General features: G+C 61.2%; 9 protein-coding genes. 5 read left to right on the top strand and 4 right to left on the bottom strand.

The window, feature by feature from the left end:
* Positions 1-83: 83 nt before the first annotated feature.
* Positions 84-923 carry an OmpA family protein gene (locus WEB61_RS03605; protein WP_368062958.1) on the bottom strand — a complete coding sequence of 280 codons (840 nt, stop codon included), beginning with the start codon at positions 921-923 and terminating at the stop codon, positions 84-86.
* A 341-nt stretch (positions 924-1,264) separates the two neighbouring features.
* Between WEB61_RS03605 and WEB61_RS03600 the strand changes: the two genes are divergently transcribed.
* Positions 1,265-2,800: a sigma-54-dependent transcriptional regulator gene (locus WEB61_RS03600; protein ID WP_368062957.1), complete on the top strand. Its 1,536-nt coding sequence runs from the start codon at positions 1,265-1,267 to the stop codon at positions 2,798-2,800.
* 716 nt (positions 2,801-3,516) lie between these two features.
* On the opposite strand, the gene WEB61_RS03595 is transcribed toward WEB61_RS03600, so the two are convergent.
* Positions 3,517-4,341, bottom strand: a complete 825-nt coding sequence (locus WEB61_RS03595) for an amidohydrolase family protein (RefSeq protein ID WP_368062956.1) — start codon at positions 4,339-4,341, stop codon at positions 3,517-3,519.
* Positions 4,342-4,426: 85 nt separating this feature from the next.
* On the opposite strand from WEB61_RS03595, the gene WEB61_RS03590 reads away from it, so the two are divergent.
* The 4 genes from WEB61_RS03590 to WEB61_RS03575 all read left to right on the top strand — a co-directional run bounded on the left by WEB61_RS03590 (position 4,427) and on the right by WEB61_RS03575 (position 9,227).
* Entirely contained in the window at positions 4,427-4,867 is a 441-nt protein-coding gene (locus WEB61_RS03590) for a MarR family winged helix-turn-helix transcriptional regulator (RefSeq protein WP_368062955.1), read from the top strand.
* Positions 4,868-4,948: 81 nt separating this feature from the next.
* Positions 4,949-6,004: a Fic family protein gene (locus WEB61_RS03585; RefSeq protein WP_368062954.1), complete on the top strand. Its 1,056-nt coding sequence runs from the start codon at positions 4,949-4,951 to the stop codon at positions 6,002-6,004.
* Between the two features lie 434 nt (positions 6,005-6,438).
* A complete protein-coding gene (locus WEB61_RS03580) occupies positions 6,439-7,773 on the top strand; it encodes a DUF4365 domain-containing protein (RefSeq protein WP_368062953.1) in 1,335 nt (444 codons plus the stop codon).
* A complete protein-coding gene (locus tag WEB61_RS03575) occupies positions 7,770-9,227 on the top strand; it encodes a hypothetical protein (RefSeq protein ID WP_368062952.1) in 1,458 nt (485 codons plus the stop codon). Before WEB61_RS03580 ends, WEB61_RS03575 begins: the two co-directional genes overlap by 4 nt.
* Positions 9,228-9,401: 174 nt before the next feature.
* On the opposite strand, the gene WEB61_RS03570 is transcribed toward WEB61_RS03575, so the two are convergent.
* A complete protein-coding gene (locus tag WEB61_RS03570) occupies positions 9,402-12,206 on the bottom strand; it encodes an AAA family ATPase (protein ID WP_368062951.1) in 2,805 nt (934 codons plus the stop codon).
* 249 nt (positions 12,207-12,455) lie between these two features.
* Positions 12,456-13,124, bottom strand: a 669-nt coding sequence (locus WEB61_RS03565) for an HNH endonuclease (RefSeq protein WP_368062950.1), incomplete at its 5' end; no start/stop codon positions are given.

The raw sequence follows: 13,124 nt of genomic DNA, 5'->3' as shown, positions 1-13,124 counted from the left end.
GATCGTCTCGCCCGCGTGGTTCGTCGCCATAAAAAGGCCCCGGCTTGCGCCGGGGCCCCGATCCTTGTCGCGTCAGTCGAGCTTTAGCAGCCCGCAACAACCGCACGGCGGTTCAGCGGCTCACGCACGCCGTCGCCCGTCTGCACCGCCAGCTGGCTTTCACCGGCCGACGAGGCGCTGCAGAGCGACTTGCCCTGCGCGGTCAGCGCGTTGGACACCGTGTTTGCACGGCGCTGGCCAAGCGCTTGGTTGTAGGCATTGCTGCCCGACGTATCGGTGTGACCGATAACCGAGAGCGATCCGGACGTCTCGGCGACGATCTGATCGATCACCGACTGCGCTTCCGGCGTCAGGTTATACTTGTCGAAACCGAAATAGATGGTCCACGGACCGGCAGCCTGCAGAGCGCAGGCGGTCAGGGCTTCGTAGAACGCGGCCTTTTCGGCTTCCACACGATCCGGCTGCACAGGGCCGCCTTCACCGCCGAAGTAGGAACCGCCGACGCCGAGCTTGTTGTCGCTCGCCTGTTCGACCCAGCCATCGTAGTAACGCTGCGCCTTGGCGCAGGCGCAAGCCCGATCGCCCTCGCGGCCGCCATCGTCAAGCGCGGCCATCAGCTTTGCCCGGGCGTCCTGCAGTTCGGGCAGATCGCTCGAAAGAACCCCCTTCGTCGAGGGGTCGAAAGGAAGAACGGTCTCGCCGGCAGCCGCAGCGCGGCCCTTGGCGACGATCGTGGCCGTGTCAACCCAGTTGCAATCGACATAAGCTTCCGAAGTCGCTCTGTCCTGATATTCGCGAGCCAGGCATGCGTTGAAGGAATCGCCCTGAATGTCTTCATGCAGGTACGATTCAGCCGTCCACGTGCCGCAACCAGCCAGCACCAGGAAGGAACCCAACGCTATCAGCCGGGATATCATTTTCATCCCAATCTCCGTCGTTATTTCGCTCTGCCCCCCGACAATACGACGGGTGGCCCGGACCCCACCGGTAAGCCCTCATAAGTCCAATTTCATCGCACGGAAGGGCCGAAACCATCAACCGGAATTGGCGGAATCCGGAAACTTCTGTGGGATGCGTCACATGAGAGCAACACTGTTGCCGACGGGAATGGTTCAAAATTGCCTCTCCTCCCCTCGCCGACCTAAATCGCACGGACAAGCAATAATCAGCCGGGGAATTAAGGTGGCCTTTACCAATCCGCCCCAATATGAGGCAAACGGGCGTTTTATTTGCGCTTTTTGACTGCTGACAATTGAGGCCGAGCATGACCCAGGCGATCCTAATCGTCGATGACGATCCGGCGCAGCGCCGCATTCTGGAGGAAGTGGTTAACCGGGACGGTTACCGCGCGATTCCGGTCGATGGCGGGGCGGCGGCGCTGGAATATCTCGAGGGACCGGCCGGCGCCGACATTTCGCTGATGATTCTGGACCTCGTGATGCCCGGCGTCGACGGGATGGAGGTGCTGAAGCGCACCCACCCGGCAAAGCCGAACCTGCCCGTCATCGTGCTGACGGCCCATGGCGGCATCGAAACGGTGGTCAATGTGATGCGCGAGGGCGCGGCGGACTTCGTCGTGAAGCCCGTCAGCCCCGAACGCCTGCATGTGTCGATGCGCAACGCGCTGAAAGTCAACGCGCTGACGAGCGAAATCGGCCGCCTGCAGAAGCGCCAGACCGGCCGCCTCACGTTCGGCGACATCATTGCGCGCAGCCCGGCGATGGACCAGGTGATCCGGCTCGGCAAGCGCGCCGCGCAATCGAACATCCCGATCCTGATCGAGGGCGAGAGCGGCGTCGGCAAGGAACTGATCGCGGCCGCGATCCAGGGCGAAGGCGAACGCGCCGGCAGGCCCTTCATCACGGTCAATTGCGGCGCGATCCCGGAAAACCTCGTCGAGAGCATTCTCTTCGGCCACGAAAAGGGCTCCTTCACCGGCGCCTCGGACAAGCACGCCGGCAAGTTCCAGGAAGCCTCCGGCGGCACGCTCTTCCTCGACGAGATCGGCGAACTGCCGCTCGACATCCAGGTGAAACTGCTGCGCGCGCTGCAGCAGGGCGAAGTCGATCCCGTCGGCTCGAAAAAGCCTGTAAAAGTCGATATCCGTTTGATCTCGGCGACGAACCGCGACCTCTTGCAGATGGTCAAGGACGGAACGTTCCGCGAAGACCTCTATTACCGCCTCAATGTTTTCCCGATCCATGTGCCGCCGCTCAGGCAGCGCAAGGAGGACGTGCCCGACCTCGTCGCGCATTTCGTCCGCCGCCTTGCGGCCGAAGAAGGCAAGGACGTGGTCGGCCTGTCGCAAACGGCGCTCGACATGCTGTGCGCCTATGACTGGCCGGGCAATGTGCGCCAGATCGAAAACACGGTCTTCCGCGCCATCGTGCTGTGCGACGGCGAAACGCTGCAGGTCTCCGACTTCCCGCAGATCGCCAGCATGGTCGAGGGCTATGAGGAAGCGGCGATGCCGCGCGCGGCGGCGGCCATCGAACCGGCGATCTACACGGACGATCGCCCGATCGAATTCGTCTCGCGCGAGCGCAGCCACGCCCAGCAGGGCGCCGCGCCGGCGCATACGCTGGCCGATTTCGCCCGCTCGACTTTCGGCGACGGCATCGCCGTCACCGACGCGGCCGGCAATGTCAGGAAGCTTGAGGACATCGAGGCGGAAATGATCCGCCTCGCCATCGAGAAGTACAAGGGCCACATGACCGAGGTCGCAAGGCGGCTCGGCATCGGCCGCTCGACGCTCTATCGCAAGGTGCGCGATCTGGGCCTCGAAGTGCGCGAAACCTGAGGCGGGAGCCGCATCCTTCGGTGAGACAGGAACGGCGCGGGGACCCCCCGCGCCGTTTCGTTTGGGGGCGGGCGGCGGGCCCCGAAAAATATCGTCCGCCTGCGGAACGATCGGCCGGGCGGGCATAACTTGTCCCCGTTTTTTCACTCGTTTTGCCCCCTCTGTCACGAAACTGTCAAAAAACTGTCACAAACGGCGCCGGCATGTCCGAATCCGGCGAGCGGCGCGCCGCGGCGGCGGGGACAAACATGACTTGCTTCCGTATGGCGGAAAAACACTGTGACAGCGTCAACTGTGGCGACCCCGCATCAGGGGAGACAAGTCATGGTTGCACTGGTGACGGCGCTTGCGGGGTTCCGGTCGGAGCGCTGAACCCGGACTTCCCCCCTCACCCTTCCCACCTGCGCGCCTGACGGCGCTTCGGCGGACAGGCCGCCGTCTGACGACGGCGTTCGAGGAGCGTAACCGGGTTTTCTGGATCGCTCGGATGCTTCGATCAGGCTCGGTTTCAGACGTGAGGTGGTTGATACAACCAAAACCCGTCATTGCGAGCGAAGCGAAGCAACCCAGAAAGCCGCACACTCTGAGTTCGACGCTTTCTGGGTTGCTTCCCCCTACGCTCCTTCGGAGCTTCGGCGGACGGGTCGTCGGCTTCGCCTCCTCGCAATGACGGCGAAAATTTGAATTTGGAAATCAAACCGGACAGCATGGCGCGCTCACAACTTGAACACGCGGCGCGCATTGCCCGCGAGGAAGGCGTCGGCCTGCGCCTCGTCGAGGCCGAGCGCGGCGAGTTGCGCGAGACATTTCGCCGGCGAGAGCATCGGCCAGTTGGTGCCGAACATGACGCGGCCCGCGCCGATGCCTTTCATGTAGTCGACGAAAGAGGCCGGCAGGCGGTGGACCGCATAGGCGGAGGTGTCGACATGGAAATTGCGGAACTTGATCGTCAGGGTGATCAATTCGTCGATCCAGGGGAAGCCGACATGGCCGCCGACGACGACAAGCTCCGGGAAGTCGAGCAGCACGTCTTCGAGATGAGGAATGAGGCGGCCGGTTTCGGAGCGGAGCAACGGCCCCGTGTGCCCGATCTGCGTGCAGAGCGGCACGCCGAGCTCGACGCAGGCCGCATAAAGCGGATAGTAGCGCCGGTCGTTGGGCGGCAGGTCCCAGAGCCAGGGCACAACACGCACGCCGACAAAGCGCTGGCCATCGACCCAGCGGCGGATTTCGCGCGCGGCCTCCGCCGGGTGGCGGATGTCGGCGCTGGCGAGCCCGCGAAACCGCGCGGGCGCGGCCTCGATCTGCGCCGCCACTTCCTCATTCGTGATCAGCGGCCCTTGCGGCCCGTACCAGGCGGAGAGCAGCGAAATGCCGACGCCGCCCGCATCCATCGCCGCCAGCGTCTGTTCGACGCTCGGCACCAGCGGCTTGCCCTCCTGCGCGGTCCAGCGCCGGAGCGTGGCCAGCCAGGGCTGGGCGGCCATGCGCTCTGTTGTAACCTGCGCCCAGACATCGATGACGCCATCGATCGCACCCATATTCGCCCCCCTGAAATTACTACACTAGTGTAGTATATGCGGGGGCGGCGACGGGCTGTCAACCCGCAAACGAGAGGCACTGTGCATGGCGGCGAAAGAACAGCGTTTTTTCTTCCTCGTTCAGACCGCGGCGCACCGGCTGAAAATGCGGGCCGACGCGGCGATGCTGGAGGCGGGCGGGCTGACGACATCGCAGACGGCCGTGATGGCGATTATCTGCGGCGAGGGCAGCGTTTCGCAGCGCCGGATCGCCACCCTGCTCAAGCAGCGCGAAAGCGCCGTGGGCGCGATGGCGGAGCGGCTGCTGAAGGCCGGCTACATCACGCGGACGCGCGCGGCGACCGACAAGCGCGCCTGGACGCTGGCCCCCACCCGCGCCGGCCGGCGCGCCTTCGACGCCATGGGCGCGGCCTTTGCCGGCATCAACGCGCTGATCGACGAGGCCTTTCCCGGCACCGACATGGAGCGCGCGGCGAAGGGGCTGCGCCGGTTGATCGGGTTGCTGGAGGAGGAGGGGGAGGAGTGAGGGGCGTGGCGGGACATTATTGGGTATTTCTGGGTAATTTTCTGGATATTTCTTGAATTCCGGGTATTTTTGGGTATATTTATGGGTATGAACACTGAAACCCTTCAAATTACCCCTGAAATTCTGGCCCTTATCGCCGAGATCGACGAGTTCAAGGGCGCCTGGCGCGCGCTTGGCGCCCTTGCGCCGGAGCGCCTGTCGGCGCTGCGCCGGGCCGCCACCATCGAGAGCATCGGCTCGTCCACCCGCATCGAAGGCAGCAAGCTGAGCGATGCCGAGGTCGAACGGCTTTTGAGCCATCTCGATATCAAGGCCTTCGCCTCACGCGACGAACAGGAAGTGGCGGGCTATGCCCAGGTCATGGAAACGGTCTTCGCCAACCACGCGGCGATCGATCTCACCGAAAACCACATTCTGCAACTTCATCGCGACCTGCTCGTCCATAGCGACAAGGACACCCGCCATCGCGGCGCTTACAAGACGCTGCCCAACAATGTGAGTGCCTTTGACGCCGAGGGCCGGGAGATCGGCATTGTCTTCGAGACGGCGAGCCCCTTCGACACGCCGCAGCGGATGCGCGACCTTGTCGAATGGACGCGCGGCGCGCTCGGCGAGCGGTCGTTGCATCCTCTGCTTGTCGCCGCGATTTTCACCGTCGTGTTTCTGGAGATCCATCCGTTTCAGGACGGCAACGGACGGCTTTCCCGTATCCTGACGAGCTTGCTGCTGCTTCGGGCCGGCTATGCCTATGTGCCCTATTCCTCGCTCGAAAGCGTCATCGAGAACAGCAAGGAGGGCTACTATCTGGCGCTGCGCCAGACCCAGAAGACGATCCGCGGCCCGAGGCCGGACTGGCAGCCCTGGGCGATCTATTTCCTGCGCGCCTTGCAGCAGCAAAAAACTCGCCTTGAAAAGAAGATCGCGCGCGAGCGCCTCGTCACGGGTTCATTGCCCGCGCTTTCCCTTCAGATCATCGATGCGGTCGCGGAGCGCGGGCGGGCCAGCATCGGCGACATCGTCAAGCTGACCGGCGCGAACCGCAACACCGTCAAGAAGCACCTGGCCGCACTGGTGCAGTCAAGGCATCTGGCGCAGCACGGCACGGGCAAGGGAACGTGGTATGGGCGTGCGTCATAGCCGTGGAATGAGGCCTTTCCCGGCACCGACATGGCGCGCGCCGCGAAGGGGCTCAGCCGGTTGATCGGGCTGCTGGAGGCGGAGGGGGAGTGAGGGGGCTTCCCCCGTCAGGTGACGTCATCGAGAAATTCGGAGACCGGATCGACGCCGGCGAAAAGAAGACGGTCGCGGGCGCTACCTGACAAACATGTTTCAGTTCAAGTTCCAGCCTTGGTGGAAAGGGGACACTAGCTCACCGGCCTCCAATGGCTCTTTTGCGCCAATTTATGCCATCTAACTGACCTCGGTCCATGCCCGAGACTTCCCATATAATGATAGACCGAATCTTGCGCTGGCGGCGCGAAGGCATTGCGATGACTCCTACCCCACATGATCGCAACACACAGCTGGCGCAGAACCAATAGTGAACGCTATCATGCGCGCTAGGAGGACGTATGAAGAGAATCGGTCGAAGCGACATCATCGGACAGCGCGGAATGGCCCACATCGAGGGCATCGTTCTATCAATGGGTTTCATGTTTTATCCCACGGGGGGTGTTGAAGCGGGGATCGACGGCTTCATTGAGCTTCGCGACGATGAGACGGGGGCTGTTGGCAATCTTCTCTTGCAGGTGCAGGGCAAGTCGACCGAGCGGAGGAGGCTTCAGGCGGAGACGGACGAAAGCTTCGAGTTTCCTTGCTCAGAGGCGGACATCGGCTACTGGATGCAGGGTACGGCGCCGGTGCTCTTCATCGTCGTACTTCCGGAGAAGGGCGTAGCGTACTGGAAGTCGATCAAGTCTTGGTTCTCCGACCCCGACCGGTTAAAGGCACGCAAGATAATTTTCTACAAGAAAACGGACCTCTTCACCAAAGAGGCGAAGGCCGCAGTCACGGCCGTCGCGCTCTCTACCGTGCCCGGCGCAATAGCTCCCAGCGCGCGGATTGAGGAGGAGCTCCTAGTCAATCTCGTCGGCATATCGTTCGCGCGGACGCTCTACTGGGCGCCCACCAGCTATTCCACCGATAAGTCCTTCGGAGCGGCGCTCCGGGAGCTGGATCCGAAGGCAGGCTCTGAGTGGATAGTGCGCGGGAAGGCGGTCTTATCGTTCCACAATCTTGACGTATGGCCTTGGAACTTGCTGTGTGAGGCCGAGGCGATGGAGGAGTTCGGATCGGACGAATGGTCCGGTAGCGACGACGAGGATCGTCAACGGGATTTCGTCGCGTTGCTTAACCGGGCGATGAGCGAGTTCGTCCGGCCCGCGCTATGGCATGACCGCGACAGCGGTGCGTATTTTTTCCGAAAGCCGAAAAACCGCGACAGGGTTAGGTACGCCTACAAGAGCCTCAAGAGTTTTGTGCCGCGCGACGTTGTGAAACGGTACGGAAAACGACGGGCGGATCCGTCGCAGCCAACCTACTGGCGGCATTCAGCGTTTCTCCACAGGTTTGTTTTCCTAGACGGCGACTGGCTCATCGAGATCACGCCGACCTACCATTTCACGCGCGACGGATATAATTCCAACCTCTTTAGCGGCGAGTACCTCAAGAAGATCAAGGAGTTCGAAAACAACGCGGCTGTCATGGGCCAGTTCGTGATGTGGCGCCACTTTCTTGTAAGCCATGGCGCGGCAGACCTATACACAGACCGATATCCTTACTTGGCGTTCGCCCCGCTCGAGCCTCTGACGCTTAATGCCGGCGTCCCGGATGATCTCTGGAAATCGCAGGAAGCGAATCCCAATTCGCCATTGTTCGACTGGGCACAAGCCGAAAGGGCGGAATGAAACTTACCCATCTCTCCGAGCCACCACTTGAGTTCGGCGGAGGCATACGCCACGTCGACATTAGGTTTGGCTTGATGGACTACGGGCCGTTCGATTTCGGCATGGACGGTGCGCCGAGGCGCATCAAGGTCGGTGTCGTCGGGAGCGCGGAAACCGTCGAGGGTGCTGTGAGGTGGCTCGAGACTTGCCAGACCGGTTTCGATGCGAAGCCCAGCCGCCAACCGAACCTATTTCCAGCCTTTCCCGGACTCTCATTCGAGGAGACGTTCCGCTGCCAATTCATTAGCTCTGAGGAGCTTCAACGCACACTGCCCCGTCGCGATATCGCAAGGCTGGCGGCCATGCCTGGGCAGCGCGAGATGACGCGTGCGGTCGTAGAGAGCATCGTGGACGAGATCGGTGTCTTAGCCGAGCGGACGGTGAAGCCAGACGTCGTCCTAGTGGCTCTGCCGATAGAGATTATTGAGCGCACATACAATGCCCGAGTTGTCGCCACCTCGAACGGTGACGAGGAGGAGAATGGCGAGGGCGGCCCTGATCTCGACTTCCGCGGGATGCTGAAGTCCTCGTGCATGAAGCTTCATCTACCAATCCAACTGCTGTGGCCGACGACCTTCGATCCAGCATATAAGATCTCCCGGAAACTAAAGGAGAGCAGCGAACGGAGGACCCAAGATCCGGCGACGATCGCGTGGAACTTGCTCACGGCCTTGTACTACAAAGCCGGAGGTCTACCGTGGCGTTTAGCGCGGGACGCTCGACAGTTGCGGACCTCGTTCGTGGGCCTTAGCTTCTACCGCTCCGTTGACGGCGAGCATGTCCATACCAGTACCGCCCAGATGTTCGACGAGCGAGGCGAAGGGTTGATCCTTCGCGGCGGCCGCATGGTCGAGGGCGAGGAAGACCGCAGACCACATCTCACAGCCGAGGATGCTTACGAACTGCTCAGGAATTCCTTGAGGGTATTTCGTGGTCAGCACGGACACTACCCGGCGCGAGTGGTGCTGCACAAGACGTCGCGGTTCGACGGGAATGAGATGGCTGGGTTTCACAAAGCGATCGACGAGCGCGACATTGACTACGCGGATTTTGTGTGGGTGCAGAAGTCTATGACACGTATGTACAGGCTTGGCGTGTATCCACCACTGCGCGGATCGCTGCTCAGGTTCGAGAAGGACCAAGCGCTCCTGTATACGCGCGGCAGCGTAGAGTTCTTCCGGACCTATCCGGGTATGTACGTTCCGCGTCCGCTGATGTTGCGCTGCCAAGCGCTGGGTCAGCCCCTACAGCACGTCGCGTCGGAGATACTCGCGCTAACCAAGATGAACTGGAATAACACGCAGTTCGACAACGGTCTACCCATCACCATCGCAGCTGCCAAGCACGTCGGCGAGGTGTTGAAGTACGTGCCGGAGGACCAAGAGATCGCCCCACGGTACAGCTTCTATATGTAGGCACCTTTTTCATCACCAGTTCCCGTGGAGCAGGCCCCAACTTCGACGCTCCGTACGCTGCAATTTTAACACGCGATACTGAACTACCTCACGGAGCCATGAATGAGCCCTCCTACTTACCGAACATCGCCCCGCGAGTGGTCGCCTAATTCTGAGCGTCCATCGGTCTGATCTTCAGCGTCTACCGTGACATCGTTTGTACTTTCGACCCGACCCACAAGGACATGACGCGTCCGACGAAATGCGCCGGCCAACCGAATTTGGGTTGAGCAAGATATCTTTCCCAGCCGGTAATTTTCTCGGGGGCCTGATCACGGCTTCGCCACGACGAATTCGGTCAATCAGGTGGACCGCATAAGCGTGTTTCGCTTCCCACTCGGCGTCGCCGCCGTAATTTCCGAGAGCTTGCATCTCATGGTCGGCGCCCGACAAGTCGCCACAATAAGCGAGTGTAACGGCATATTCAGTTCTGGCCTCCAGGACGAGGTCTGTAAGCCCATAGTGTTCGATTAACGGGAAAACATGCTGCTCGAAGACCTCTCGAGCGCCTTCTGCTGTGCCCATTATCTTCAGCATCTCATCTGCCATTTCCTGTGCAGCAATCACCGCTGAGCGGCCCGCTCCGACGGACGCGTACAACTTCGAGGCTTGGATTCGCCGCATCATGGGCGGTAGGCCGAGGCGGACGACGACTGTCGACCAGAGATTAAGGGCATCAGCCAACCGCTTGATCCCATCGTGATCGGAATCACCAAGCGCTTCAACTAGCGCCGAGCCATTCTTGAATAAGAGATCGCGCTCCTTAAGATTCAGTGCGCGAAAAGTATCGTCAATAAGCGGTTCAAGAATGTTGCGGACCTTCTCCAGCGCACCTGCCCGGTAAAGCGCGACTGCACGGTTGTACCGAAGGATACGGTTTGCCATCGAATCTTTAGCGAACTTTCTACCTTCGACATATAGCGCTTCAATCCGCGTGCGATCTCCTGCAGTACCGGCGATGACTAATTGTTTGAAAATCAAATTAAGGTGTTCGCGCGGTTCGAAGTCATGCGCCGAAACCAGATCTACCATTTGAGCAACCCGGCTTTCATCGGGCGTGCCACCGTCCCTACTCTCCCAGTATGTCAGGGCATCCAGTGCCCAGAAGCGATCCCGCGGGCTATAGGTCGGGTCCGCCGCCGCGTCGACTAGCGTGTCCCGCATCATTGCCATGTTGCCCTGTTCGTAGAACATCTCGGTGGTGGCTAGGTCGACTAGAACGTCGGTCCGCCCCACCCGAGGCAAAAGCCGGATTAGGAAAGTCAGGCGGGGAATGTCCTGGCGCCGCTGAAGCGAGTCGATCAGAAGCAGGTGAAGCCGCGTAAGGGCGGTTTTGATCATCTCCGCCGGCATCAGTCCGCGATGACCAGCAGCCAACGGTCGTAATGCGTCGTGGAGCCCGACCTGAGATTGAGCATAGTTTACGAGCATCGACGCGCGCCGCAATTCCCTGAGTGCTTGGGCTGATTGAGCGGAACCGCCCAGGATTTCGAGCAAGGCGGAAACCTCACTTGATTCCAAAGGTACGTCACACGCACCCAACAAAGCCGCTGCGTCCCGCGTAGCTGCAGAAAGTGATGCGAACGAACCTTCGAGGATGAGGTCTTGGGCGATATCCTGCTGATGAGTTCGAGCGAGGATCGAGTTGCAAAAATCCGACGCCGATCCGCCAAATTGCTGCGCCGTGAGCCGTGCTGCATTGATCACGAAAAGCGGCAGTCCACCGGTAAGGCTGATCACCGTTTCGGCTGTCGCAACATCGAGACTTACTCCCTCACTTGCGAAGACCGCAGCTACGGTATCGCAATCAAAGCCTCCAAGCGCTTCAGTTTCAATCCCCAGCGCTGCTTCCAACACTGCGCGTTCCGGCCACGGCTGACCGAGGCAGATAAAGGCCTGATGAGGCGCTGCTTCGCTGATCTGGCGCAGGTCTTCGGCCGAAAGTCGATGCGCGTTATCGAGCACGATGATAGCACGCGTGCCCTGATCGGAAAGCACTTGATCGGCGTAGCGAAGCGCGTCTAGTCCACCATCGGGCGGCAGCTGAACACCGCCCACGCCCTCCGCTCGCCCACCCAGAAAACGCGCGACGATCTCTCGCGCGAGGTTTGTAGGAACAGCCCGCGACGGCAAGTCGCTGACATCGAAATAGACTAAGGCCTCGGCCGAATGACGCGCCGCTTCTGCAGCCCACGCGGTTTTGCCCGCGCCGGAAAAGCCAACGATCAGCCGGAGTCTTCGATCCGAAGTTATCGGCGGCTCGTTGCGTTGAGGCCGGTAAGGCGACGGCGGTTCCGGAAAGTCCTGCAGTTGGACGACAAGCTGTTCGAGCAAGTCTGGTAGATCCTCGGCAGCAAAGCGATGATCCCGCGCTCCTGTCGCTGCGTGCTGAACTATGGACGCAATCTTGAAAACCAAGGTATCCGGTGCGAGACCGCCAAACGGCACCGCGGCGGCTAGCGCCAACGCCACTCTCATCATCGCGTCAACATCAGCGCCCGCCACCGGTAGCCCTTCGTTGGCCGGCCGCGCTGGCGTTACGAACAGGATATCGCCGGGCCAGCGGGCCTCGGCGAGCTGCTCTACCAGCTTGGGCCCGGGCTCGCTGTTTGCGATGATCGCGAACTTCGCCTTCCCCGGCCTGTTGCCTGCAGCGTGTTCTGACCGGATACGGTCAAATCGCTCGAGCGTGCTCTTGATATGGTTAGGCTGAATTGCGCCCAAGCGGGTCTTCACCTGAATGTACCAGTGTACATCGCCAAGGCTGAGTTCAATATCTTCATCGAACTCGACCGCAAGAATGGCTCCGGGCTCTCGTCCCAGGCTGAGCAGCATCGCGACCGCATAGAGGTGCTGGTAAAAGAAACCCCGGTGAACACCTTCGATGCGCTCTAGCTGTCCGTGTTCCAAAGGTACGCTATCGCAATTGTCAGTAACCATGATTTATGTCCATCTATCGCAACTCAGATTGAGCTGCACCTAAGCGGATTCGACGAAGGCGACGTACGATCGCGACGCGTAAATATCTATTTGCGATTGCTCCACTTTCCCGTTGAGCAGCATTGTTGTCGAGAAGAAGCAGCGAAGCGCTACTTTAGGTCATCGCGCGGCACGGCTCGCCGGTGGCCGTTTCAGAGCATGCACCAAAACAGCGACCAAGCGCCCCCGCCCCACGCGCCCGGAGCGCCCTCACCCCCTGAAACAATGTTCATTGTGCCAGCTAAGCGCCGCCGGGTCGGGGCGTTGCGCCGCGTCCTGCGGCGGGCTGATTTTCTGGCCATGCAGGGCGTAGTAATGCCGGCCGTTGTCGAACTCCTCCTTGATGCGGCGGCTGACCTCGAAATCGAGATCGGGCGTCACCGTCACATAGCCGGCGTCGAACAGGCTGTGGATGTCGCGCCGCAGCAGCAGGCCGTTCTGTGCCGCATGCGCACCGCCATCGCCATAGGGGCGGATATGCGCGGCTTCGAGCGCCGGCAGGGTTCGCTCCTGCGTTACGGCGCAGCGGCGTTGATAAATGTCGGTCACCAGCACGCGGAAAGCGCCCTGCCCGAGCCGCGGCCGGATCAGCTGCGGCGCGCCAAAGCGCGTCTCGCCCTCGGCCATGCCGGGAAATGGCGACCGGCTCAGCCGCTCGTTGACGGCTTCCCACAGCGCCCGGCCCTCGGCATCGCCGGTGTTGTAGGTCTTGAAGGAGACGATGTTGGGCGCAAAGCTTTGCGGCACGGGGAGCCCGTCGGCCGCGTCGAAGAAGAAGGGTTGCGTGAGAATGCGGCAGCCGATTTCGAAGTCGCTGCGATCCGACGGATCGGCCTTGCGATAGCGCGCGATGCGCGCCCGCATCTCCTGCGCCGACTG

It is taken from the genome of Parvibaculum sp. (assembly GCF_040882025.1).
In the GTDB taxonomy this organism is placed as follows: domain Bacteria; phylum Pseudomonadota; class Alphaproteobacteria; order Parvibaculales; family Parvibaculaceae; genus Parvibaculum.
Note: the sequence above shows the minus strand (reverse complement) of the source record. Positions and strands in the feature narration are given on the sequence as shown.